The sequence below is a fragment of the Paenibacillus illinoisensis NBRC 15959 genome, from assembly GCF_004000925.1.
GTDB classification, from domain to species: Bacteria; Bacillota; Bacilli; order Paenibacillales; family Paenibacillaceae; genus Paenibacillus; species Paenibacillus illinoisensis.
Genome location: NZ_BIME01000002.1, coordinates 741,970 through 762,499, shown reverse-complemented (window position 1 = coordinate 762,499; position 20,530 = coordinate 741,970). Strand labels below are relative to the sequence as shown.

Annotated in this window: 18 protein-coding genes; 7 read left to right on the top strand and 11 right to left on the bottom strand. The window is 42.0% G+C overall.

Features of this window, described 5'->3' with window-relative positions; translation table 11 throughout:
* Window positions 1–86: 86 nt before the first annotated feature.
* The 4 genes from PIL01S_RS08690 to PIL01S_RS08675 form a co-directional block, all read right to left on the bottom strand.
* Window positions 87–983: a carbohydrate ABC transporter permease gene (locus PIL01S_RS08690; protein WP_127537177.1), complete on the bottom strand. Its 897-nt coding sequence runs from the start codon at window positions 981–983 to the stop codon at window positions 87–89.
* A gap of 12 nt (window positions 984–995) precedes the next feature.
* A complete protein-coding gene (locus PIL01S_RS08685) occupies window positions 996–1,946 on the bottom strand; it encodes an ABC transporter permease (protein WP_174818677.1) in 951 nt (316 codons plus the stop codon).
* A 182-nt stretch (window positions 1,947–2,128) separates the two neighbouring features.
* On the bottom strand, window positions 2,129–3,097 hold the full coding sequence (locus PIL01S_RS08680) for a LacI family DNA-binding transcriptional regulator (RefSeq protein ID WP_127537175.1): 969 nt from the start codon (window positions 3,095–3,097) through the stop codon (window positions 2,129–2,131).
* 431 nt (window positions 3,098–3,528) lie between these two features.
* Window positions 3,529–3,951 carry a MerR family transcriptional regulator gene (locus PIL01S_RS08675; RefSeq protein WP_127537174.1) on the bottom strand — a complete coding sequence of 141 codons (423 nt, stop codon included), beginning with the start codon at window positions 3,949–3,951 and terminating at the stop codon, window positions 3,529–3,531.
* Window positions 3,952–4,126: 175 nt separating this feature from the next.
* Here PIL01S_RS08675 and PIL01S_RS08670 point away from each other — a divergent pair, with 175 nt between their 5' ends.
* Complete coding sequence (locus tag PIL01S_RS08670) at window positions 4,127–5,251, top strand: NADH-dependent flavin oxidoreductase (RefSeq protein WP_127537173.1); 1,125 nt, start codon at window positions 4,127–4,129, stop codon at window positions 5,249–5,251.
* A 446-nt stretch (window positions 5,252–5,697) separates the two neighbouring features.
* On the opposite strand, the gene PIL01S_RS08665 is transcribed toward PIL01S_RS08670, so the two are convergent.
* A complete protein-coding gene (locus tag PIL01S_RS08665) occupies window positions 5,698–6,627 on the bottom strand; it encodes a zinc-binding dehydrogenase (protein WP_127537172.1) in 930 nt (309 codons plus the stop codon).
* Between the two features lie 112 nt (window positions 6,628–6,739).
* On the opposite strand from PIL01S_RS08665, the gene PIL01S_RS08660 reads away from it, so the two are divergent.
* A complete protein-coding gene (locus PIL01S_RS08660) occupies window positions 6,740–7,657 on the top strand; it encodes an MmyB family transcriptional regulator (protein ID WP_127537171.1) in 918 nt (305 codons plus the stop codon).
* A gap of 343 nt (window positions 7,658–8,000) precedes the next feature.
* Here the strand turns inward: PIL01S_RS08660 and PIL01S_RS08655 are convergent, their stop codons facing one another.
* The 5 genes from PIL01S_RS08655 to PIL01S_RS08635 form a co-directional block, all read right to left on the bottom strand.
* Window positions 8,001–8,960 carry an L-threonine 3-dehydrogenase gene (locus PIL01S_RS08655; RefSeq protein ID WP_127537170.1) on the bottom strand — a complete coding sequence of 320 codons (960 nt, stop codon included), beginning with the start codon at window positions 8,958–8,960 and terminating at the stop codon, window positions 8,001–8,003.
* 37 nt (window positions 8,961–8,997) lie between these two features.
* Window positions 8,998–10,188 (bottom strand): glycine C-acetyltransferase, encoded by a 1,191-nt coding sequence (locus PIL01S_RS08650; protein WP_127537169.1) that lies wholly within the window; start codon window positions 10,186–10,188, stop codon window positions 8,998–9,000.
* A gap of 508 nt (window positions 10,189–10,696) precedes the next feature.
* Entirely contained in the window at window positions 10,697–11,167 is a 471-nt protein-coding gene (locus tag PIL01S_RS08645; RefSeq protein WP_127537168.1) for a GNAT family N-acetyltransferase, read from the bottom strand.
* Window positions 11,168–11,333: 166 nt separating this feature from the next.
* Window positions 11,334–11,873 carry an NADPH-dependent FMN reductase gene (gene ssuE, locus PIL01S_RS08640; protein WP_127537167.1) on the bottom strand — a complete coding sequence of 180 codons (540 nt, stop codon included), beginning with the start codon at window positions 11,871–11,873 and terminating at the stop codon, window positions 11,334–11,336.
* The gene (locus PIL01S_RS08635; protein ID WP_127537166.1) at window positions 11,866–13,137 is read right to left on the bottom strand and encodes an acyl-CoA dehydrogenase family protein; all 1,272 of its coding nucleotides are present in this window, start codon (window positions 13,135–13,137) and stop codon (window positions 11,866–11,868) included. The genes ssuE and PIL01S_RS08635 overlap by 8 nt, the downstream gene beginning before the upstream one ends.
* A gap of 138 nt (window positions 13,138–13,275) precedes the next feature.
* Between PIL01S_RS08635 and PIL01S_RS08630 the strand changes: the two genes are divergently transcribed.
* The 3 genes from PIL01S_RS08630 (at window position 13,276) to PIL01S_RS08620 (ending at window position 16,222) form a co-directional block, all read left to right on the top strand.
* Window positions 13,276–13,833 carry a TetR/AcrR family transcriptional regulator gene (locus PIL01S_RS08630; protein WP_127537165.1) on the top strand — a complete coding sequence of 186 codons (558 nt, stop codon included), beginning with the start codon at window positions 13,276–13,278 and terminating at the stop codon, window positions 13,831–13,833.
* A 520-nt stretch (window positions 13,834–14,353) separates the two neighbouring features.
* Window positions 14,354–15,010 (top strand): TetR/AcrR family transcriptional regulator, encoded by a 657-nt coding sequence (locus tag PIL01S_RS08625; RefSeq protein ID WP_127537164.1) that lies wholly within the window; start codon window positions 14,354–14,356, stop codon window positions 15,008–15,010.
* A 30-nt stretch (window positions 15,011–15,040) separates the two neighbouring features.
* Window positions 15,041–16,222: a YhgE/Pip domain-containing protein gene (locus PIL01S_RS08620; protein WP_127537223.1), complete on the top strand. Its 1,182-nt coding sequence runs from the start codon at window positions 15,041–15,043 to the stop codon at window positions 16,220–16,222.
* 941 nt (window positions 16,223–17,163) lie between these two features.
* Here the strand turns inward: PIL01S_RS08620 and PIL01S_RS08615 are convergent.
* Window positions 17,164–17,925, bottom strand: coding sequence for a YheC/YheD family protein (locus tag PIL01S_RS08615; protein WP_127537163.1), 762 nt, complete (start codon window positions 17,923–17,925; stop codon window positions 17,164–17,166).
* 197 nt (window positions 17,926–18,122) lie between these two features.
* On the opposite strand from PIL01S_RS08615, the gene PIL01S_RS08610 reads away from it, so the two are divergent.
* Both PIL01S_RS08610 and PIL01S_RS08605 read left to right on the top strand, forming a co-directional pair.
* A complete protein-coding gene (locus tag PIL01S_RS08610; protein WP_127537162.1) occupies window positions 18,123–18,938 on the top strand; it encodes a DUF6492 family protein in 816 nt (271 codons plus the stop codon).
* Between the two features lie 10 nt (window positions 18,939–18,948).
* On the top strand, window positions 18,949–20,328 hold the full coding sequence (locus tag PIL01S_RS08605) for a sugar phosphate nucleotidyltransferase (RefSeq protein WP_127537161.1): 1,380 nt from the start codon (window positions 18,949–18,951) through the stop codon (window positions 20,326–20,328).
* The last annotated feature ends 202 nt before the right edge of the window (window positions 20,329–20,530 follow it).

Here is a 20,530-nt window from a genome sequence, read left to right as displayed (position 1 = left end):
ACAAGCTAGATACCTTTCTTTGACCTTCTTCTGTAGTGATATATCGAAACTGCTCCACATCCCCCCTTTCAAGTACCATGACAACCTCATCCCTTGATCGAGCCGATCATTACGCCTTTGACAAAGTACTTCTGCAGGAAAGGATACAAAATCAGCAGCGGCAGACTGGATACCATGATGACACCATATTTGATCAGTTCCGTTACACGCATCTTTGCCGCATAGGATTCCACATCTACCATCATGCCGGAGTTTACCTGATTCTGGACGAGAATATTGCGAAGCACCAGTTGTAGCGGATATTTATTTTCGTCGTTTAAATAGATCAAAGCGTCAAAGAATCCATTCCAAAACCCGACGACATGATACAGCACCATGACGGCTAATATTGACTTGGATAAAGGCAATACAATGCTCCAAAAGAATCTGGTATTTGAACAACCGTCAATCGAAGCGGCTTCCCACATTTCATCCGGGATGGAGGACTGAAAGAAAGTCCTTACAATAATGACATTCATTATGCCGCCAGCACCGGGGATCACAAGTGCCCAAATCGTGTTAAGCATATGAAGATCCTTGATTAACAAATACGTAGGGATCAACCCGCCGCTAAAAAACATGGTGATCAGTAAAAACCACATGATGGCCGATCTTCCAACCAGATTCTTTCGGGCTAACGGATAAGCTGCAAATACGGTAACACCTACTCCGATCAAGGTTCCTAAACCCGCATACAACAAAGAGTTGGCATATCCGATCCATATGGAAGAGTCACTGAATATTCGTTCATAGCCATCGAGCGTGAAGCCCTTTGGAAATAGCCATACTTCCCCCGAATAAATCAGATTGGGATCACTGAATGAAGCAATCAGTACAAAATACAGCGGAAATAAAACAATCAGCATAACTACGGTCAAAGAAAAATAGTTGACAGCGTCAAACCATGCGTCCCCTCTGGTTTTTCTCTTCAAAAATAGGTTCACAGTGAATCCCCCCTACCACAAACTGGTTTCGGTTAATTTTTTGGCGATCCGGTTGACAATGACAATCAGGATGATATTGATGACAGAATTAAACAGTCCCACTGCGGTAGAAAAGCTGTACTGCGCCTTCTGAATCCCCAATTCATATACATAGGTTGGAATGATATTCGAGGTGGCATAGTTCAGATCGCTTTGCATAAGAAATGCTTTCTCGAAACCAATGCTCATGACGTTTCCAAGTGCGAGAATGAGCAGGATGACAATGGTCGGCAAGATGGACGGAATGTCAACGTACCATACACGCTTCCATTTACTTGCTCCATCTACAATCGCGGCTTCATGCAGCTCGGGATTAACCCCGGCAAGGGCAGCCAGGTAAATAATCGTGGCAAAACCAGTCTCTTGCCATATCCCTGACAAAATGTACAAAGGACGAAACCATCCCTCGTCAGCCATGAATAGAATGGGTTCTCCACCGAACCAGGTAATAATGTGGTTCACGATCCCGCTGTTTGGCGATAAAAAAACATGGAGCATACCGACGAGGACAACAGTAGAAATAAAGTGCGGTGCATAAATGACCGTCTGGATAAATTTCTTGTATCGCTTGCCTAACATCTGATTCAGCATAATCGCGATAATAATTGGGGCAGGGAAACTGAACACAAGCGATAGAAAACTAAGTGTTAGCGTGTTTTCTATGATCGTCCAAAAGTTATAAGAATTGAAAAAATCAATAAAATGCCGGAACCCTACCCATTCGCTGCCCCAAATTCCCTGACTCGGCGAAAAATCCTTAAATGCAATTTGTACTCCGTACATCGGATAGTACTTGAACAGGAGGTAAATCAGAATGATCGGCAGCAGGAACAGATACAGTTCATAGTCGCGTTTGACTCGACTCCAAGTTTTACGATTTTCTTTGATCAGGGGCTGATCTCCCCCAAAATCTCTTGAATTCATCCTCATACTCCCTTTCTTTATAGAATGCATTTTGTTTTTGAAACGTTTCCAAAAAAAAATGAAACGTTTCCAATTTAGTATAAGAAAAACGTCATCCGGTAATTCCACCGGTGAAGCAGCCGGAACAGCTGATGTTTTTCTAGTAATAATTAAAGGGTACATTATTTATTTCGAGGAAATAATCAAGTAGTTTCGCCTTTTCTAAAGATGACCGGAAGACGATAAACTTCCCTGTCCAATGTTTCGCCATCGATCTTTTTGTAGAGCAGCCTGATCGTTGTACGAGCCATCTCCTCTACAGGTTGTCTGATCGTTGACAATATCGGATGGAAATAAGTATGATCCTGAATGCCGTCATATCCGATGACCTTTACATCCTCCGGAACGCGAATGCCCTGCTTGCCTGCTCTTTCAATATATTTGGCGGCGAACATATCGGTAATGGCAAAAATGCCGTCCACATCCCGATGCTCCTTTAGAAACTCGCCAAAATAGGCATCATCGTCTACAACCGGGTCTGGCTTTTCGTATATAACATAGTCGACTCCCATTGCTTTGGCTTCATGAATAAAACCTTCTCTCCGATTCATCGTTTCGCTGAAAACGGATGTAACACTTCCCATAAAAGCCGGTTTTTGGGCTCCCGCTTTGACAAGTTCCCTTAACGCCAGACGTCCACCTTCATAATTGTCCGAAGTAACGCATGTGATTTTCTTGTTGAAGTGCCTGTCGATACTGACAATCGGAATGTCATTGCTTACGAAATTTTCGATATCGTTGTACGTAATGCCGACAATACCTGCCACTTTATTTTGCTGAAGCATATCCAGATAATACAATTCCTTTTCAGGCTTGCCGCCGCTGTTGCACAGCATAAGCTTAAAACCTTCCCGGTCCAACTCATCTTCGATGTAATAAGCCAGTTCAGAAAAAAAGGGATGCCAGATACTTGGGAGCAGCAGTGCTACCATCTTGGACTTCCGCATTTTGAAATTTCGTGCAATCTCATTAGGGATATAATTCAACTCTTGTATGGCCTTCTCTACTTTTTTGCGTGTTGCGGGTTTTACAGAGCCTGAATTGTTAATGACCCGGGACACGGTCCCCACAGCTACACCAGCTAAGGTGGCTACATCTTTAATACTTGACATTTAACCCCCCACTTAATCTCTTTTATGAAAGTCATCATATCATCAAATTGGAAACGTTTCAATACCTTTCTTTGAAGCGCTTTCTTCTATTACTTTTCCGTGCTTTCTTAGTTCTATTACGCTGTAGTTTCCCGTTAGATCAATGATTATTGTTATTCAAATTCAGTTCTGACGGTTGTCCTTCACATCAGTTACTGTATACATTACTCAATCTAGAGCATGCCTTCGTTGATCTATAAACTTGAAAGAAGTACAAAGTCTAAGAACAGACTTCATACTTCTTTTTCTGAATGCTATACCTTATTTCAATTTGCCTTTAATTAGTCTCGTGTAATTTCGCTGTTGATGTTACATCTAAAGAATAGCCAATCATTCGAATGGCAATTTGCATTCTTGTTCAACTTATTGTTCCTCTTTAAGCTTAACGTACATCAATTCGCGTAGCTATTTCCCAGACCATGGCATTTGAATTTATGCTTTGGGTTTTTCTTGACATCTTCTTCCTGAAGTTCATACATAGCTATCTTATAGTTTAGTTCTTCCAAGTGTCTTATTTTCTCTTCAATGTTCTTTTGCACTTCTATTTTATGCTTAACCAACATATCGTGTCTTTGCAAGAAGGTAGAATTTCCTTCTTCATATAGATCTTTATATTCCTTTATCTGAGCAATTGACATTCCAGTTTCTCTGAGACAACGTATAAAAGAAATCCAATCCAAATGTCCTTCACTGTAAACCCTTCGCCCTATTTCATCACGCGATACATTCGGCAGTATCCCTTGCTCTTCATAGAATCGAAGTGTCTTTGCCGTGATATTAAAGTTTTCCAACACATGTTTCATGGAGTATAACATTTCACTCACCCCTTACTACAGTTACTGTAACTCAAACAATATAACAAATGATTATAATATTCCAAAAAAATCTTAATTCTTATGTAAAAAAATTTATATTTGACTTGCCCTAAGGTTAACACATTACACTTTAGTAGAACTTGAAACAAATTAAAATGAATGAGAGGTTAATAAAATGAATCAAAAATACAGTAAGTTTTTTGACTCCTTCACCTTCAAAAGCGGAGTAACGATCAAGAATAGAGTTGTTATGGCACCCATGACAACATGGTCAAGTAATGACGACCTTACCATTTCGGATGACGAAGTAAAGTATTACAAACACAGAGTGAATGGAGTAGGGCTCGTCATTACAGGTTGTACTCATGTTACACCTAATGGGCAGGGTTTTACGAATGAATTCGCAGGGTACAATGATGAATTTACTCCAAGTTTACGAAAATTAGCTGAGGCAGCAAAAAGTGGAGGAGCTCCTGCGATCCTACAGATTTTCCATGCAGGCAATAAAGCCATACCTGGATTGGATGCAGTTAGTGTGAGTGCATTGAAAGCCGAAGCTACTAATCCTTTTGAAATAAGCGTAGAAACAAGAGAGCTAGAACATGCGGAAATCCTGTCAATTATACGTGACTTTGGCGACACAACAAGAAGAGCGATTGAAGCCGGATTTGATGGCGTCGAAATTCATGGGGCTCATGGATTTTTAATTCAGAATTTCTGGTCGCCAGCGACAAACCAACGGACAGACCAATGGGGAGGATCACTTGAAAATCGCTTGCGTTTTCCATTGGCGATTATTGAAGAAGTCAAAAATGTCATTGAAAAACATGCTAAAAAACCATTCATTTTAGGATACCGATTTTCACCTGAAGAAACCTCCAAAGTGGACGGATTACGTCTGAAAGACACTTATGAATTAATTGATAACCTTGTTGAACAGGATTTGGATTATATACATGCTTCATTATTTGATAAGTCTATAAAGCCTGTAGATAGTCAAGAAGATAAAACATGGCTTGAATTAATCCTTGAAAGAGCAAACGGTAAGGTCCCTGTGATGGCTGCTGGTTCCATAATAACACCGGATGATGCTCTTAAAGCTGTGGAATTAGGATTACCATTAGTCGCCATTGGACATGCATTAATTATGAATCCCGATTGGGTTGAAAAAGTGGAAAATGGACGTGAAGCCGAAGTCGAAACCGAGCTGGATATTTCAAAACTCGACCAACTTCATATTCCAGGAAAACTTTGGGATCAGATTCAAGTATCGCCAGGTTGGTTTAATATCAAGAAATAAAAAAGCTGCCCTTTGGGGCAGCTTTTTATTTCTTGCAACTATCCTGCCCGCTAGCTGAATTGTTACAAAGATAAGACCGGATTTATTTGCGCTCTGGTCTTCCTTCTTACTCTTTTAAACTCACCATTAATTCGGCTCTCTGCTTTACCACTACTTGTGATACGGTTCAGCGCGAATGATCTTAAACTAACCTGCCCGTTAGTTGAACAAAAAATTTTCTCCTTTAAGATATTTCACAAAATAATCTTGAATAACTGATGGGAAATTTTCTGCCCCTTTTGGATTAATATCAGAACAGGAACATTTGTTTAGGAATTCCAGCCGCTTGCCTAACTTTGCCGTGTGTTTCAAAATCAACTTGCTGTACTTGCACTTCTTTCTTAAAGACCTTTCCAACAATACGTACCAGTTCTTCTTGGTTAGAGGTTTAATACCAAGTTCATATTTTAGATCGTAAGCACAGCTTTGCCTGTAAAGCGGCGATTGATTAATTGACGTGCCACGGCGTCAATCTGCTCCCAGGATTCTTGCACCGCGATAACCGTCTGCAATTTGCCTGCTTCAACCAACCGAGCGAGCATAGCAAGATCTTGCGAAGGCGCATGGCGGTTCATTTCTTCACCGAGAAAAAAGCTATACAGCGTCCTTCCGCCTAAACCGAGTATGTGCAAAGAAGAGGTATCTGAAGAAGAATGACCCAGGGATACGCAGACGCCTTGTGGGATCAACTGCGGGAAAAGAGCGGCAAGCGTATCTCCGCCAACGGAATCGAGGATAAAATCATAGGGGCCATTCGTAGCGATGGCTTTCGTCACGTCTTCCCCGACAAGGACTTCATCTGCGCCAAAAGACATAGCTTGCTTGGCCTTGGACTCGGAACGGGCAACGCCGATTGAATAAGCGCCAGATAAGGCAGCCAACTGATGAGCGAATGCACCGACCCCTCCGGTTGAACCTGTAATTAACACTCGCTTGCCTAGCAAGAGTCCTCCTTTACGCAAGGCGTATAGAGCCGAGAGGCCGGCAACTGGCAAGGCAGCAGCTTGTTCGAAGTTGATCTCGTCAGGAATTTCAGCCAGAGTGAGGGCAGGTACCGCGATTTGCTCCGCCCAGGCTCCCGTTAGCAAAAGACCAACCACACGGCTCCCTTTCTTGGGGCCAACGCCATTTGAGGCCTGCTGCCGTACAATACCAGAGAAATCCCAGCCGGGCCTGCTCGTTTCCTGGCGCTGGATTGCATCGACGACTTCGCCGCGATTAAGCGAAAAGGCTTTAACTTCCACGATGGTCTCCCACGGTTGTGCTTGAGGTGTTTCGACTTCCTGAATAGTGAATGGATCTTTGTTGTGCGGGTTGACAACAATCGCACGTATCATGATGATCCCCCCTTTTCAATGTATGGTGAGTTGGTATACTTTGTAGTATATCTGCAGCAATTTCATTTCCCAAGTGCAGAACTACACCTGTTTTTTGAATGGGAGGAACACCGTGACGACATCAAATCAAGATAGAAGCGCTGCCGAATTAAAACGTGTACTAGACACGATTGAACGGCTTCGGATACAGCGGCAGCAGAACCCGGGTAAGATTGTCTCCCGGATCCAGAACATGAAGCGTTTTACCCAACAGGAATTGAATGATGAGGCTTGCGGCACATACAAAAACTTGCTGATGGGACGTTCTCGACGCTTGCCTGATCGTCAAACCCTTATGGACATCGCGAATTATTTGGAATGCACAGGCGAAGAACGAAATGATCTGCTTCTATCCGCAGGTTATGTGCCGATTCCCCTTCCCTTATCTGACCGACAATTGGACCGGGTTCTGGACCAAACCAGATCCATGATGCATCAGTTGCCTTATCCGGGGATGATCGTAACCGATGTGCTGGATATCGTCGGATATAATGAGGCTTTCTGTAACATGTTTGGTCTGTCCGATTTTTCTTTTGCCTCCAACCCGCCTAATATGATTGATCTTCATTTCAATAAGGATATGCCTATTCGAGCGGCTTCTTCCTTTGACGAGAAGTCGCGGGCCCGCTGGGAGTCCCATGGAATTGTTGGCATTCAAACTTTTAAGAGCCACCACCCGGCTCTATTTGTTGACCCTAAATATGCGCGTTTTCATGGGTTGATGGAGAAATATGCAGAGCTTCGCGAGTTTTGGAATAGAGAGGCATGGACGGTTGAGCAGGATTTGAAGACGGCGAAATACTTCCTCGCGCGGCAGCCAGGCTCAGCAGAACGTAGACCCATACGGTATAACCAACTGCACCTTGCCGTGACCGATCAAGCTTACCCACGAATCGAATTCTTTGTACCGGCGGATGAATCCGCACGGCAAGTGTTTGCTGCTTGGGGTTGTGCTATTGATTGCTCATTTAAAAGTGGGCCCTACGCATGATATAAATGACGATTTGAACATGTGAAACTGATTGTAGCCTCCCCGTTAGCTTAATGAATTTATGGCAAATAACGATTAGATATACGACTAATCTGGAATAGGAACATGTTCTTGTCCATTTCGGCAATCGGTACAAGTTCTTGTCCTTGGCTTGGGATAAGAAGTTGTACCTTTAAAATAAAAAAGCCGCTAAAATAGCGACTTTGATTGGAACAATGTTCTTGTACCCCATTGACGATTGACGTTGTTCTTCCCTTCATTTTATCCGGGTAACGCCAAACCTCCTCTTGGTGCAGATTCTTTTGTATTTTTACTCGCTTTGCACAGTGAATTTATAATAACTTTAAGCTTTGCGAAGCATTGGTCTCGCGCTTAGCTGTGAAAGCATATCCTTCGTCATGGCCTTCAAGTCGTAGCGGGCATGAAATCCCCATTCTGTTTTCGCTGCCGTCGCATCAATGGAATGCGGCCAGCTATCGGCAATCGCCTGTCTTTTCGGATCAACCTCATAATCGAGGACAAAGCCGGGTAACTCTTCCCGAATCGCTGCAGCGATTGCCTCCGGATCCACGCTCATTGCAGTAACATTAAATGAGTTTCGATGCGTCAACCGGAATGAATCCGCTTCCATTAAATCGATGATAGCGTTCAGGGCATCCGGCATATACATCATGTCCATGTTTGTGTCTTTGGCGATATAAGATGTATACCGGCCAGCCGTCACGGCTGCGTAATATATTTCCACCGCGTAATCCGTCGTTCCTCCGCCGGGAGGCGTCATATAAGATATCAAGCCCGGGAATCGCAACCCCCTAGTATCCAGGCCGTACTTGTGAAAATAATAATCACAAAGCAGTTCGCCGGACACTTTGTTCACACCGTACATCGTATTGGGCCTCTGGATCGTATCCTGCGGGGTATTGTATTTCGGAGTCGTAGGGCCAAAAGATCCAATGGAGCTTGGAGTGAACAATTGGCAACCGAGCTCTCTGGATATTTCAAGTGCATTCATCAATCCGCCCATATTCAAATTCCAGGCAAGCAGGGGTTTCTCCTCTGCAGTAGCCGACAGCAGCGCAGCCAAATGGATGATGGTATCCACTTCGTACCGCTTGGCGATTTCAAACATTGCCTTATCATTTGTCACATCCAGCAGCTCGAATGGTCCTGATCGGGTAATTTCGTGGGCTGATGACCTGAGATCCGTAGCAACGACATGATCCGCACCATAAATCTCACGTAATTTAACAACTAACTCAGAACCGATTTGACCCAGTGCTCCAGTCACCAAGATCGTGTTCATAAGACATTCCTCCCGAAATATACTCCCGCAAATGCAGCTAAATCAGCTTCATTTCCTTGCCAACTTTCTCATAAACAGAGATCACCTGGTCGAGCATCTCCTTGGTATGAGCAGCTGTCGGCATGTTGCGTATTCTTCCAGTTCCTTTCGGGACCGTAGGAAATACGATTGCCTTGGCATAGACGCCTTCTTCATAGAGCCGTTTGCTGAACTGTTGGGTGGTTACTTCATCGCCAATGATACAAGGTGTGATTGGAGTTTCACTTTGGCCTACATCATATCCAAGCCGGCTCAAGCGTTCTTTCAAATGATTGCTATTCTCCCACAGCTTATCGATCAGCTCTTTGTCATTCATCAAAATGTCGATAGAAGCGCTACAGGAAGCGATTGCAGCCGGAGGTAGCGATGTCGAGAACAGAAACGGACGGCTTCTCAGTTTCAGCCATTCGATCAATTGTTTTTTACCCGCCACGTAACCGCCGACAACACCGATTGCCTTGGAAAGAGTACCAATTTGAAAGTCAATGCGGTCGGACAATTCAAAATGTTTCACGGTTCCTGCGCCTGCTCCGAGAACGCCCGAACCGTGGGCATCGTCCACATAAGTAATCAGATCGAATTCTTCTGCTATTTTCACGATTTCGGGCAGCTTTGCTATATCACCATCCATGGAGAAAACCCCGTCGGTGATGACCATAATTTTATGGTACTGACCGGATTCCTTGGCCTCTTTCGCCAGCCGTCTTAAATCATTCATATCCGAATGCTTAAAGCGAATCACCTTGGCTCTCGACAGGCGGCAGCCATCAATAATTGAAGCATGGTTCAGCTCATCGGATAAAATCGCATCATGCTGGTCCATTACCGCGGATATAGCAGCCATATTACAGTTAAATCCCGATTGATACACGATAACGGCTTCCGTTTTTTTGAAACGGGCCAGTTTTTCTTCAAGCTCAATATGAAGATCCATCGTACCATTAATTGTTCTCACAGCCCCTGCCCCTGCCCCGTATGCCTGCGCCGCCTTAACTGAAGCATCAATCAGGCGGTAATCTGTTGCCAAGCCCAAATAGTTATTAGAAGACAAATTGATTAGGGACTTTCCGTCAATACGAATAACAGGACCATTTGCACCCTGCAGTGTATCGATGAAGTTATATAGACCTTTATTCTTTAGATCTTCGATGTTCGAACTTAAAAATTGGTCCAATACTTGACTTGACATTCGATTCCCTCCTTGATATACATTTGTCCTCATACAGGAGACATGTTATTCTGCGAAAAACCTTGTTATACAGGGGGTTATACTGATTTCAATGTAGCATCTTTTTTATTCTTTGTACACATGTGGAGGACAAAAAGTAAAAAAATACGCAAATATACATAGTGATTATTCTCCCATCCCCAGAAGCAATCGCTATTAAATTTTTGTTTATTTCTTTTGCTGCTCGGTAACTTCTTGTGCAGCCATTATTTCTTTTGTTTATTCTTTAAATCAAGCGATTTACCCCAGTCCAAACGGGATTCTTACGTGGCCAACGCAATGAGATGGCTCCGTACGGAAGCGCTTGCCGAAGTTAGGCTCTCCTAGCCACTTATGTTCTTGTCCATTCTGACAATCGGTACAAGTTGTTGTCTTTGGCTCGGGACACGAACTTGTACCGATAAAACAAAAAAGCCGCTATAATAGCGACTTCAATGGGAATATGTTCTCGTCCCTCGACAGTTTTCCGTTAGTTCAATAACCTCTTTAAATCAACCCTTGTATAAGTTTGCTCATATGTTGTCCCGTCTTCATTGTGGAATAAAGCTGTTCTTGAGTATGGTTCAGTAATTCTTTTATATCCAAGCTTGGTTATAAGCTTCATCATTTTAGGATTCCCAATTGGGTCAACACGAACGAATATTTCAGAATAGCCGAGTTTCCTCGCAAGTTTTTCACGATGTCTAATTAAACTCGAACCAATACCATTGCCACGATAGTTTTGATTTACATATAAGTCACTCAATTTGGGCGATAAGTTACTATTAAGTTTTAAAAGACCGAACCCCAAAATTGTTGATCTATCCATTTCAGCAACAAGGAGATACACTTCCTTTTTTTCTTGTTGGTTCAAATACGTTGTAAATAAATCTTTGTTATTTCTAACATCAAGTAAAACTCTGATATCTTCTTTCTCTGCTAAGCGTATGATGTATTCCATACCCACCTACCTTCCCATACTTCAGGCTCTCACCGATAGTATAACTCTACATAGTACCATAATAGAACTAACCTGACCGTTAGTTAAATAAAAGCAGCTGACCACGTTGATCAGCTGCTTTCTTGGTTTTATAGAACTATCGTTTCCCTTTAGTTAACTTCAAAACTCAATTTGTATAGGAGATCAGATCGAAGATTGAGGCATCAAGTCGTTGCTGAATTTCGTTAGCTAAATGAAAACGTATGTTTTGTTCTTCATCTTCAGTACGTTCGATTTGATTGTCGATTGCAAATACATTTTCTGCAAAAGACTTTGCTCCCATCGAGGCTAATATGGGCTTCAACGTATAGTCAATTGAAAGCAAATTCGAAATAGTGCCTCCTACAAAATACGAAGCAACGATTTTCTCTTTAAAGCCTTTTTGTGGTAATAAATCAATATAAGCTTTAAGGACACCAGTATAGGTTGTTTTATAAACCGGACTAGCGATAATGATTCCTGATGCTTCTTCCACTTTGGTGTGCGCGCTTAATATGGGCTTGCTGTTGAAATTGGCGTGCATCAAGTCAACTGGAGGTAACGATGACACATCAATGATCGCCACTTCGCAGCCCTTTTGCTCCAATTTCAACCTGGCATATTCTATGACTCCGTTTACTCGGGATTTACGGTTGGGGCTTCCAGAAATGATTGCTATTTTACACATGGTTTGCTTCAGCTCCACTAGTTGTTTTTAGGGTTGATAAATAAGCTAATGTCATCCCATGCTGTGGTGGTAAGCCCAGCAAAACTCTTCCGTAAAGTTCAAGTCCCGTAGATGCCGTAGTCAGTGCATGATTCGAGCCGCCTCTAATGTCGCGGAAGATTTGAGATAAGCGATTGGAATCAGCAATAACACCACCTCCGCTCTCTGCCATTAACAGGTCTACAGCTTCCCAGCATAACATCGCAGCATAAGTCATATCCGTTTGTAGCTGAGCCAGTTTTTTTAGACTCAATACTTCTGCATCTTGCACGTGCTCCTCCATATTATCAATTGCTCGACTTATATGAAGGTGAGCGGACTCAACTTTCATTGCAGCTAATCCTACTTTATATTGAATATGGCCTACAGCAGCTTGAGATGTATGGACAGTCATTGTTATTCCTTTATGAGGCGCTTTTTCAACAAAATACTCAACTGCTCCTCTAGCAAGTCCAAGTATCGCGCTTATTCCGGTTGTAATACTTGTAATAAGTTGCACATATGGTCTATATCTGTCACGTCCTTCTAATTTAACAGTTAAGGAAGTGACCTGTTCTGTGTCCTGGGTGACGACATATTGATCTGGAATAAATACATTCTTCAACGCTAAACTATTACTTGCGGACCCTTTTAAACTCATCGTATACCAATCATCAACAATTGTAACTTCACTCATCGGAACAACAGCCAACATCATTTTCATATTCCCGCTTTCTTGCATGGCCTTTCCGTCATTCAAATTTAACAAAGCGTGGGTTGCATGCTTAGAACCTGAACCGAATCCCCAAAATCCATCCTCTACCAAATACCCTCCGTCTACTTTTTTCACTACAGCTTTGCGCGCTGCTAAGACGGAACAAAAACGTACCTCTTCTTTCTGACTGTAGAGTGAATCTAATGCTTCGGAAGGTAAAGATAATGAAGCAGTATAGTTATTTCCGTTTATGATTTGTACGACCCAGCCAACAGAGCCGTTCCCCTTGGCTACCTCGGAAATAATCTCAACCATGGCACGGATACTAACCTCATGTCCGCCGTATTTTTTGGGTGTACCAAGTTTGAACAAACCAGACTCAGACACTTTTTGAATAACCTCTTCAGGAATATGTCTTTCTTCATCAATAATCGTTCCGAACTTTTGAAGATAAGGAACTAACTCTGTAGCATTGTTTAGTAATTGATGTTCAAGAGTAGTGAGTTGATGTTCCTTACTTAAGTTAGCCATTTATATCACTCCTTATTTAACTGTACACATGTATATTTAAGATGTGTTTGTAGAATAAATGATATGATGTATAATCAAATTCAACAACCGATAAAAACGCTGATATGTCGAATAACGATACACGGAGAGGAATCTGTCATGGTTAATAAAACAAACGAAGACCTTAGAGTCAGAAGAACCCATAAGCTCTTATACAATGCTCTACTTGAACTAATGGGAAAGCACCCGTTTGAACAGATAACAGTAAAGCAAATTTGTGAGTTAGCGATGGTGCACCGAACTACGTTCTATACACATTTCCAGGATAAATTCGATTTACTTTCCAGTGCCGTACGTCAAATTGCTGAGGAAGAATTTAAGAATTTTACCGAGGTATCTCTTACTCCGTTTGATAATTTTCGAGAATTGCTTTCTATTGCAAAGAAACATAAAACATTATTTTCACAACTTCTATTTGAAGAAAGAGATTCCTTAAGGAATTTATTGCGAAAAGCTATGGGAGCAGGCATGAAAAGATACTTGACTGAGAATGGCTCAATAGAAGTAAATTCCATAGAAATACAAATTAAAATAGAGGCCTACATCGGAGCAGTTCTTGGCGTTTTAAATTGGTGGATTGAAAACAACATTTCTATGGATGAGGAAGATTTATATAAAAAGATGAATATCTTTTCAGAATGGAATTTCGCGGAATAATTTCGTTTTCGCAAGGGTGGTAAATGGAAATAACCTTCCCTTATATCTTTACTTTATCAAGGTAACAGTTAAACATTAATCTAACTGGACATTAAATACTAATTTTAATATTAGAAAAGTAATAGAAACACCCCTTTTCGTCTCTAAGACCTGGGGTGTTTCTAATGTAACAAAATGGTATCTTGTTACATTTAATTCCCGAAACGTGATTGAATACAGCTACAGCCAAGCGAGATAGAATTAAGGAAAGTCTCCTTAATTGATTTTTCCATCTCTTCTCCAGCCGATGGAGATAATCCCGAAATGGACGCTAACAATATAAGAGATCTTGCTTATTTTTTTAAAGGCATAAAATTTATTATTGATTTAACTGGTGCTGTCGTAATATGAGAAATCTACAATCTTAAAGTGAGTGGATACTCACTTTTTATTGACATGTAATTTAAATTCGTGATATAACCCTTTAAGTGAGTAACTACTCACTTATAAAATATACCAAACAGACGAGGTGTTAACTAAAGTGACCCCAAAAAATCTATTCAGTGAGATCCAGTTGCCCCAAAAGCTAAGTGTGAAACAGGAACGGATTATCAAGACGGCCATACAACTATTTGCTGAGAAAGGTTATTCGAATACTGCAACTGCTGAAATCGCAAAAGTGGCTGGGGTTTCTGAAGCAAGTATTTTTAAGCAATACGGCACAAAAGAAAACTTACTACTGACCCTTATTATCCCTTACTTAAAAGATTTTTTCCCTTCCATGGCTGACACAACGCTTAGTCGAATCATGAATATCTCAGAGAGTTTCGAGGATTTTTTATCTGCTTTTCTTAAAAACCGAACGGAGTTCATTTCACAAAACAAAGAGATATTTCAGGTACTCGTCAAAGAAATTATTTATAAAGAGGAACTAAAAAATGAGCTTATCCCATATTTCTCAGAAGTCATTTTTTCTCGCCTTGCAAAAGTTATTGAGACATTCAAAGAACGTGGTGAGCTCATTGACATGCCTACGGAACGAATTCTGATGATGCTTTCCACTTTTATCGGCGGCTTCTTTGCTTCTAACTTTGTGCTGTTAAACAAGTCCTCTATTCACGATGATGAGATTGAAGAGGCTGTACGTTTCGTCATGAGTGGTATCAAAGGCTTATCCACGGAAATTCAAACGAAATAATCAACTTGAAAGGTATGGTCTACTTTGAACATGTTTAAAAATAAACTCGCTTTGTTGTCACCTATTATTGCTTTATTAGTCATTTTTATTTTTTCACTTACCCTCTTCCCTTCGGTTAAGGTCGAGCCTAAAAACTTGCCTATTGCCATTGTAAACGAAGACCAAGGAGTCGAAATTCCGAATCAGCCCACAATGAATATGGGGCAAACGATTGTTGAGACGATGCAAAAAACATCAGAGCCGACCTCAGACGAAGTGCACGTTGTTGAATGGTTGGAAGTAAAAAGTGCGGCAGAAGTACAGAAGGGTTTAAATAATCAAGAGTATTACGCGGCACTTGTTATTCCTAAAGATTTTAGCGAGAAACAGGCTTCATTGCGTACTCCAGCACCTACTTCTCCAGAAGTTGAAATTTTTATCAACCAAGGTATGAATACTGCAGCATCCACCATGGCAGGACAAATTTTAAATGGAGTCGTTGATAATATAAATATCAATGCTCGTGCACAAATTCTCGATGGATTCAAAAGGCAGGGAGCAACACTTACCGTAGAACAAGCTTCCAGCTTGGCAACACCAATTGCAAAAAAGGTTACCAATGTCAATGAAATCGGCACGAAAAGCGCAAACGGCAACGCCCCTGCTTCCTTATTCCAGCCACTCTGGATGGCATGTCTTGTAAGTGCAGCGGTACTCTTTATGGTTGTTAACAAGATGGTGACGACAACTCGATCGGAGCTGTTCACCGCAAAGTTTATGCAGATTATTATGGGGGCTGTTATTGCGGTAGTGGTCGGGTTCGGTTTAACGTGGTTAGCCGAAAGTATGGTAGGGCTTCATATTCCGAAATTCGTAGATACAGCACTGTTCTTAACGATTACCTTCTTTAGTTTTTTCCTCATGATATCCGCTGTGGTTTCGTGGTTAGGCTTCAAGGGGCTCCCTATTTTTGCGTTACTTCTATTCTTTGGAGCGCCATTACTCGCCCTCGCCCCTGAAATGATGTCTACGTTCTATCATGATTGGGTGTACTCTTGGTTACCTATGCGATTTATGGTGGAGGGACTTCGAGAACTGTTCTTCTTCGATAGAGGGTTAAGCTGGAATAGCGTATCAACGCTCACTTGGATTGGCATCGTAAGCAGTGTTGTAATTCTTACTTCGGTGTTGAAACCTCGGGCAGTTCAATCACAGCAGAAACTGAATGGATAATGCAATCCATGTATTTGTTAACCTACCCAATTACGTTAAACTGACCGTTAGCTTAATTGAGACTTTAATTACATCGCTTTTCATTTAGATAATCATCTAATCGGTAATCGGTAATCGGTACAGGCTCTTGTCCTTGACTTGGGACAAGAAATTGTACCGGTAACGCAAAAAAAGCCGCTAAATTAACGACTTCAATGGGATTATGTTCTTGTCTTCCGACAATAAAATCCGGGAATTCTCTCACCCTAAATTGATTATCAGGTAATTCCTCATAGGACCAAAAATTAATCGCCCCACACTATGCACCATCTGTTTTTTTAGAAATGATTTGTACGGAGTTAGATGAAGAGAATTGAACTTAATACTAGCGATCACATCATTGAACTCACCAATTATTATTCCGTTTGTATCCTCTTTCAAGCTTATCTTTAGCCTGTTAATTATATCTTCTAAAAGATTGTTTATCTTAAGTAGTACTCCCATATGTACATCTTATTAACAGACAATGAATTTTTCTAAATTATATCCATTAAATAACTTACACATTTCAAAACAGATCTTCTTTTTTCAAACTACCCGTTAGCCGTCCATGCCCCTCTCGGGGCACCACAGCGTAATGAAAATTTTGATGCGGCCTTTTATACTATTCTTACGGCTGGTGAGGAAGGGTGTTAAGCACTCTTAATGTTCTAATTTCTCATACATCCTAAGAAGCACCGTTTTTAAAAACCACTAAAGCTGGGCTTAGTTTCATGCTGTCATTTCTGGATCTCTGCTAAGAGTAATTTTCGAGATAGATTCACTTTTTTCGCAAAATTCTATGACGACAAGACGGCTGCCAAATAAGGGTATCTCTCTAAAAGAACAGTTCGGTCCCTGCATAGATTACAGAATAAGAACGGACTGCGGGGGATGATATCGTTATGATTAAAAGAGAAACGTTATTTTGTTTTTTTAGCAGCATGGCGGAAATATTTTATCACCCTTCGATACATTGTCTTGTCCTTTAATTGGTTGAAAATATAAGGGTCCGGTTTGACGTTCACCTCAATAATCCAGGGTTTCAAACTCCGGTCCAGTCCAACATCAACGCCGATTTGCTTAAGGTACGGGTATTTTTTCTTCATGTGGCGTGCAATACGTAATCCAAGCTCATTCATCTCCTGGATGAGTTCATTTCTGCGTTTCAGGGATGCATGAGATTCAAGCAGTCTGTGAACATCCATTGGTTTACCACCGCTGTGATAATTGGTCACGATTTTTTTCGGATGACCGAGTCGGCCGATGATTCCCGTTGCCTCCCACTGACTGTCGGGACTTAACTGTATCATGACTCTGATATCAAAACGCCTCTTGTTGTGCTTAAGCAGATCGATTCCTCTCTGAATGAGATAGCTTCTTTTATGCACCAGACGTACAAGACTTGCATGGAACGAGTCAAAGTTATCAAACGACAGTCGTTTTTGTTCAATCTGATAGGTGAAATACTGATGACTCAGCATCTCCGCCTTTATGACACCCATTCCGTAAGTGCCAATCTCGGGTTTAATATAAACCATACCGTATCTGCTGATCATGGACCACAGGCTGGCTTTGTTAAATCGCTGCGTATCAGGTATAAATGGTTTGATAGAACCATTATTGAGGATCACTTTTGTTTTCAACCATTTGCTTCTTAACGGCTTCAATTTATCAACCCCCATATAACACTTCTCCCTTCAACAAATGAATCCAACCCTGATGTTTCATCAAGATCATGCAGTATATGTAATACCGATAAAACTACCCTAAACAAATGCCCTTGTTCGTAAAAATGGTATATTCGCACATGCCCTGACCAAACCAATTTTGCACACATATCATGAACAAGATGTAACCATTTGTCCAGGGAGTTGAGAAGATGCCAGTTCAGCATGGAAAACAGTTAAATCGTGGGCCTATGATCGATGTTCTTATACCTGCGATTGAAAAAGATTTGAGCACCCTTCCTCAGGTTATCGATAGCATTCGCCGTTATGTGCGGCACCCGATTGGACAGATTTATATTGTTTCCCCGACCAGCAACAAAATCAGAAACCTTTGTTCCCGCAAAAACTGCATTTTTGTTAACGAGCGGTCAGTCCTGCCTATCACCAAAAACGATATACACTATCAATCATCCCGCTGGGACCGCTCAGGCTGGTTATATCAACAACTGCTTAAAATGAACGGGGATCACATTGTGAGAGCGAAGCACTTTCTGGTGATGGATGCGGATACGGTGCTCATTAAACCTCATTCATTTATTGTTGAAAATAAGACGGTATTTTACTGTCGCGACTGGAGTCAGCCAGAATATTTCAACACCTACCGCAAGCTGTTAAAAATGAAAGCGCCGCGCCCACGCTCTTTTGTCACCCATTATATGCTGTTCGAAAAATCGAAACTCGCTGCTTTGAAAAAGAAAATCGAAACGATCCATCAGCTGCCATGGTACAAAGCGATTATCTCGAATATCAATAAGAAGAAGCAGTTTGGGTTCTCTGAGTATGAAACCTATGCCAATTTTATGTATTCGAACAACCCGGCCAGCATGACCCTAAAGAGTTCCATGAATAAAAGTCTGAACATGAACGCTTCTTCGTTAAAAGAACAACAAATTCGCAATTTTGCGCTTAAATACCGATCTCTTTCCTTTCACAAACGTAAAATCTATAGCAAAACTCCCCGAGCTTAGGAGGAAGCCAATGCATATCGTACTGCTATGTGGCGGCGCAGGCAAAAGGCTTTGGCCGCTGTCCAATGAGCTTCGCTCCAAGCTGTTCGTGGATATACTTCCGTCACCTGCAGGCGGAAGAGAATCCATGATCAGCAGAGTATGCCGCCAGCTTGACAGCTCAGGCCTACTGGACCAAACGCTCATCATTTCACATCAGGACCAGACCGACATTACAGCCCGTCATACCAAAGGCAAGATACCCGTCATTGGAGAACCTTTTAAGCGAGGGACTTTTACCGCAGCTGCCTTGGCGACCTTGTATCTGAAATCCTCCGGAGCGGCTGAACCTGACGATATGATTTGTATCGCCCCAGCGGATGTGTTCGCAGATGAGGACTTTTTCAGGAGCTTCAAATTACTTCCGGATATATTGAAACAGACTCATGCCGATATCATTTTAATTGGGACAAGGCCCACATACGCTTCAGAACAATATGGATACATCCTGCCAGGAAAAAAAGAACCTAATGGTTATGCACCGGTTACACAATTCATAGAGAAACCTGAATTGGATGTCGCTGAAACCCTGCTACAGCATGGCGCATTGTGGAACTGCGGGGTGTATGCCTTCTCTCTTGCGTTTATGTTGTCCCATATTGAAAAAAATGGCCTTCCGGTTCATTACGATCAATTGTTAGCCCTGTATGAACAGTTGCCTGAACGCAGTTTTGACAAACAAGTTGCTGAACAATCGCAACGGGCTGTTGTACTGCCATATGAGGGTGTATGGCAGGATATCGGGAGCTGGGATGCTCTTTGTGATCAGTTGGATTCCAATGTATTGGGACATGGCAAAATATCCGAATCCTCCCCGGATTCCTACATCGTTAACGAGCTCCCCTACCCGATCCACGTCATCGGAGTCCCAGGTATTATCACTGTCGCAAGTCCGGACGGAATTCTCATAGCCAACAAAAAAGATTCAAATGAAATTAAAGAGCAATTGGGCAGTATTCCACTGCAACCGATGTACGTCGAGGCAACTTGGGGCAGCTATCGCGTCATGGAGAGATCGGTAGAAGACGAAAATACAACCGTAACCACATTAAATATGACGCTTTTGCCTGGCAAACATATCGGATTACGCCAGCATCGATTAGGGTGCCGAGCATGGACTGTCATTTCAGGCAGTGGGCAGGTGCTTATTAACGGGCAGATCAGGCAGGTGACCACAGGCAATCAGTTTGCGATTACCTTGAATAGCCTCTTTTCTATTCTGGCCGAAACCAGGATGGTAATTCTTGAGGTTCAGCTTGGCGTACCGGAGAATGAGGACAGCATGCCTTATGAAGCAGAGGATTGGAAGGTAATGATTGATCGCGCAGGATCTTATAAATCACCGGATTAATGCACGATGAAGAAAAAAGCCGCCCATATGACGACTCCTTATGCTTTCTAGACAAAGGTAAGCCTTACGGAAAGAGCTTTATGGTCCTTCGCACTCGTGAAGGACCATAAAGCTTTCCATACGTTCTTAAAGCTTAATGAGGAGCAAACGGATCACCAACCTATGATCATTTTGGAATCAACAGGACATTACCATCTTCCTG